Consider the following 4,792-nt stretch of genomic DNA (forward strand, 5'->3'; position numbering starts at 1 on the left):
CTCGTCTGTTTCGCTACAACCAGCAATAACAAGTACAGCAACAAGCGCAGTGAAGAATTTAGTAAATGGTTTAAACATGATGTTTACTCTAGCGTTGAGAAGTCGTGAGATTCTAACTATTTGGTACGAATTGGAAAACAATTATAAGGTAAATAAATGCAAACAGTACGAACTAGCGAGCTAAGACAGGCTAGTTGACGGTTAACTGTGATCAAAAGCACTTTTTTTAGAAGTGCGTGCTTTTTGTCTAAAGTTTTTCTCTGGGTGCCGATATAGACATTAGTAAATGGTTTATCTGCATGAGTGGTTGGTGAAGTAATGAGATATTTAGCGATAATGTTAAGCATAGCTTTGGCTGGGTGTGAAACGACGTTACCAACCGGTATGTTAGGCGACAATCTGCTAGAGACAGCGCCTCAAACAGATTACGATTTGATGCATCCGGAGTGGGGCGTTGTTCAAACGACAACAACTACAAACCGCCGCGGCTACTCAATGCAAAGTAGCTCTCAACATCAAAGAACCATAACCACTAACTTCGGTCGTGGCGTGTCAACGAACGACCCGCTAGAAGTGTTTTTAAGACAAAACCGCATCGATTTTGAAGTGTTGCCAGGTAACCATGTGATGGTAAAACTTGAGCAACATGTGAATTTTAAAACAGGATCTGCGTTCCCTGAACCCGCTTACAATCAATGGTTAGACACACTTGGTAGTTACCTTTCTCAGCGCCAAGACATCGATATTGTGATTGAAGGTCATACCGATAACACCGGCACAGATCGTATCAATGATCCTTTGTCAGAGCAGCGCGCAAAAGAGGTGAAAGCTCGCCTAGAGAGTAACTATGTGTCGAGTCGTTCTATCTATACTCGTGGCTTTGGTGAGTACGTTCCAGCGTGTACCAATGCTTCCCCGCAAGGTAAGGCGTGTAACCGTCGTGTTGAGCTGATGCTGATTGTCGCGAAATAGGTTTTAGCGTTTTGTTCTTAAGAGAAGATCGCACAAATAACAGACATAAAAAATCCCTCACGTTCGAGGGATTTTTTGTATCTGACTTTCGCTTAGCTTGTTAGCTTATGCGAACTGCTTTTCTAAGTAAGCAACGATGTCTGAAGACTCGTACATCCACTCAGTTTTGCCGTCTTTCTCAATACGTAGACAAGGCACTTTCACACGACCGCCGCCCGCTTCAAGCTCTGCACGGTGCTGTTCATTGTTTTTAGCATCACGAAGTTCAAACTGAACCGATTGACGTTTCATCGCGCGGCGCACTTTTACACAAAATGGGCACGCTTCGAATTGGTATAACGTGTGTGATTTAGCTTGCTCATTGACTTTGTTTTGTTCTTCTTGCGAACGTTTCACGCCACGAGGAGTAAAAACAAAATTTAATAGCAAAATGACACGACCTAAGAACCAACGGATAAACTTCATAACTCTCTCTACATATTTAAAATTAGCGTTACAATTTGCAGCATTATATACACAAGTTTTGCCAGATGCTCGCAACAAACTGCTAATATCTATTTTGTCCGTTCAATCGTGTGAGACTTAGCCACATTTAGCCCTAAACGCTTCGATAGTCGGGTTAGGTTTGCTCGGTCCGTCTTTAGAACTCGACCTGCCTGCGCCCAGTTAAAGTTCGCCTCTTCTAACACCTCAGTGATGATGCTACGTTGAAAATCGTCGGTTGCACCGCGTAAGCCTGCCGATAGATCAACCGTTGGCGTGGATAGCGGAGTTGTTTTCGCTTGAGTTGTTGCGACTGGCTGATCTTGATCCAACGGCCCACAATCTTCTTTGGTGATTGTCACTAGGTTCTTGTTGGTGCTGCGAGCAAGTGCTTTTAATGCTGAACGACTGATTACGTGTTCAAGTTCACGGACGTTACCTGGCCAGCCATAGCGGTTCAGGAATACAAGAACATCAGAGCGGAATTTCACTTGGTTGATGCCGAGTTTGCGACGAGCCTGTTCTAGGAAGAAACCGGCTAGCAAGCTGATGTCGTCTCCACGATCTTTCAAAGCAGGGACCGCAATAGGGTACACACTTAATCGGTGGTATAAATCGGCTCTGAATCGACCGTCTTCCACTTCTTGCTTTAAGTCTCGGTTAGTGGCTGCCAAAACACGCACATCAATGGTTTGAATGTTGTCTTGACCTACAGGTTGAATTTCGTTGTTTTGCAGCGCACGCAGTAACTTGCTTTGCGCGGCTAACGGCAGTTCACCAATTTCATCAAGGAATAGGGTGCCGCCATCGGCGAGTGCGAACTTACCTAAGCGGTTTTTGTCTGCGCCCGTAAATGCACCACGTACGTGACCAAACAGTTCACTCTCAACGAGGTTCTCAGGAATAGCCGCACAGTTTACGTAAACCAGTGGATTACGCTTACGCTGCGATTGATGGTGCAGAGTGCGAGCAACCAGTTCTTTACCTACACCCGTATCACCGTGAATCAGAATGTTGAATTCTGAAGGCGCTACTACAGCGATGTCGTTCTTAAGCGCAACCATGGTGTCACTGTTACCAATTAATTCACCGCCGTCGCGTTCCCACGCTTCAACGTTCAACTCTTCTAACAGCTGTTTGGACTGTTTTGCTTGATGCTCAAGCTGAGAGAAAGTTAATGCCATCTGCATGCTTGACGCCGCAATGGCTGCTAATACTTCAAGGTTTCGTGCTGGAATATTAGCGAAGACGTCTGGCTTGAGGCTGTCTAGCGTTAGAACTCCTAATAGCTTATCGCCAAATAGCAAAGGCAGTCCCATACAGGCATGCATTGGCAGGTCGCCATCATGGTCGATCAGTAGGCCATCAAAAGGATCTGGGAGAGAACTATCAGAATCGAAACGAACAGGAGAGCGAGATGCACATATCTCCGCAAAACGTGGATGCTCTGAAATGATAAAGCGACGACCGAACGTGTCGCGGCTGAGCCCTTGCATTGCGATAGGGACTAGTGTGTCACCTTGAAGGCTTAAGAGCGCGACACAATCACACGTAATGGTTTTACGAATGGCATCGATTAGGCGATTAAAACGATCTTGATCGTTCACACCACTTGCGAGGCCAATGGTCATTTCCATGAGGGTAGATGCGGAGATATCTTGCATAAAAAACTCTAACTGTGTGTGTTTATATACATCATAGAGTCTTATTGACTTAAAAAAAAGGTCTTTTTGACATTTTTATAAAGCGATTTTTGAGAATAAAGCCAGTGCTGGCGGGGCTTGAAAAAGTTGGCACTGATTGTGCAAAAGACACAGTGAAGCCCAATTATAGCGCTGATTAAACAGACTATTCTTGATCTCAATCAATCAGGTGGCATTAATCAGGTTTCGCGATTTTTTGAAATGAAAACGAGTCAAAATAACTCAGTTTCTAAGAATAACTAAGCTTTCAGAAAATCGATAAGTCATTCTTAATTTTTAAGTAGTCAAAATGACATAATAGGTCATAAGGCTCAGTGTTCGGAGTAAATTCATGCTTAACAATGCACATATCGAAATCATCAAATCTACTATTCCTCTACTTGAGAGCGCAGGCCCAGCTTTAACTCAGCACTTTTATCAACGTATGTTCACGCATAACCCTGAGTTAAAAGATATCTTCAATATGACTCACCAAAGAACAGGTCGCCAAGGCGTAGCACTGTTTGAAGCTATCGCGGCATATGCAAAGAACATTGAAAACCTAGCAGCGTTAACAACAGCGGTTGAACGCATTGCTCACAAACACACAAGTTTTAACATTCAACCAGAACACTACCAAATCGTTGGTTTACACCTGATTGAAACACTACGTGAATTGGCAACAGACGCATTTACACCTGAAGTAGAAGAGGCGTGGACAGCGGCTTACCTTTTCTTGGCTCAAGTATTCATCGATCGTGAAGCTGAGCTTTACCTACAACGCAAACAAGCTGTTGGCGGTTGGGAAGCAGCACGTACGTTCGTGATTGCAGACAAGATTGAAGAATCAGCACTAGTAACAAGCTTTATTCTACAACCAAAAGATGGCGGTGACGTTCTAGATTACACGCCTGGTCAATACATCGGTATCGAAGTTAAGCCAGAAGGCGCGCAATATAGCGAAATTCGTCAATACTCACTATCAGATAAGCCGAACGGTAAGCAATACCGCATCTCTGTGAAGCGTGAAGGCCATGGCCAAGAAACACAGGGCGTGGTTTCTAATCACCTACACGACACGGTTGCTATCGGTGATGAAGTAAACCTTTACGCTCCGGCGGGCGACTTCATGTATCAAGAGCGCAGAAAGCCAGTAACGCTTATCTCTGCAGGTGTTGGTGTAACGCCAATGCAGTCAATGCTTGAGTTCCTGAATACTGAAGAGAAAAACGAGCCAGTGCTTTACCTACATGCTTGTGAAAATGAAGGTCAACACTCATTCACTAAACGTGTGAAAGACATCGTTGCTGATAAAGGCTGGTCTGCGAAGACATGGTACATGAACAAAGAAGCATCTGCGTGTGAAAACACACACGAAGGTCAAATGGATCTTGCTTCGATCTCTGATACTGAAGGATTCAAAGACAGCGATTTCTACATCTGTGGCCCTGTAGGCTTCATGAAGAACATTGTTGAGCAGCTAGACGCACTGAAAGTTGACCGCTCTCGTGTTCACTACGAAGTATTTGGCCCTCACGCTAACTTCTAAGAACCACGCTAACTTTAAGAACTTTAGGGAGTTGTGTTAACACTCGCCTGATCTATTAAAAACCTTGCCCAATCAAAAGGCCTCACAATGTGAGGCCTTTTTTTAT

The 4,792-nt window shown here is 44.3% G+C and carries 4 protein-coding genes and 1 pseudogene; 2 read left to right on the forward strand and 3 right to left on the reverse strand.

Annotation, left to right across the window (positions count from 1 at the left end; all coding sequences use genetic code 11):
- A pseudogene (locus BCT81_RS18660) lies at positions 1-78 on the reverse strand (thiol:disulfide interchange protein DsbA/DsbL); the annotation flags it as partial.
- Between the two features lie 258 nt (positions 79-336).
- Here BCT81_RS18660 and BCT81_RS18670 point away from each other — a divergent pair.
- A complete protein-coding gene (locus BCT81_RS18670) occupies positions 337-972 on the forward strand; it encodes an OmpA family protein (protein WP_102425437.1) in 636 nt (211 codons plus the stop codon).
- A 105-nt stretch (positions 973-1,077) separates the two neighbouring features.
- On the opposite strand, the gene BCT81_RS18675 is transcribed toward BCT81_RS18670, so the two are convergent.
- Both BCT81_RS18675 and norR read right to left on the reverse strand, forming a co-directional pair.
- Entirely contained in the window at positions 1,078-1,437 is a 360-nt protein-coding gene (locus BCT81_RS18675; RefSeq protein WP_004740097.1) for a glutaredoxin, read from the reverse strand.
- Between the two features lie 89 nt (positions 1,438-1,526).
- Positions 1,527-3,119 (reverse strand): nitric oxide reductase transcriptional regulator NorR, encoded by a 1,593-nt coding sequence (norR, locus tag BCT81_RS18680; protein WP_004740098.1) that lies wholly within the window; start codon positions 3,117-3,119, stop codon positions 1,527-1,529.
- Between the two features lie 370 nt (positions 3,120-3,489).
- Between norR and hmpA the strand changes: the two genes are divergently transcribed.
- Positions 3,490-4,686: an NO-inducible flavohemoprotein gene (hmpA, locus tag BCT81_RS18685; protein ID WP_004740099.1), complete on the forward strand. Its 1,197-nt coding sequence runs from the start codon at positions 3,490-3,492 to the stop codon at positions 4,684-4,686.
- The last annotated feature ends 106 nt before the right edge of the window (positions 4,687-4,792 follow it).

Origin of the sequence: Vibrio sp. 10N.261.52.A1 (genome assembly GCF_002876325.1) — a bacterium.
Taxonomy (GTDB): Bacteria; Pseudomonadota; Gammaproteobacteria; order Enterobacterales; family Vibrionaceae; genus Vibrio; species Vibrio chagasii.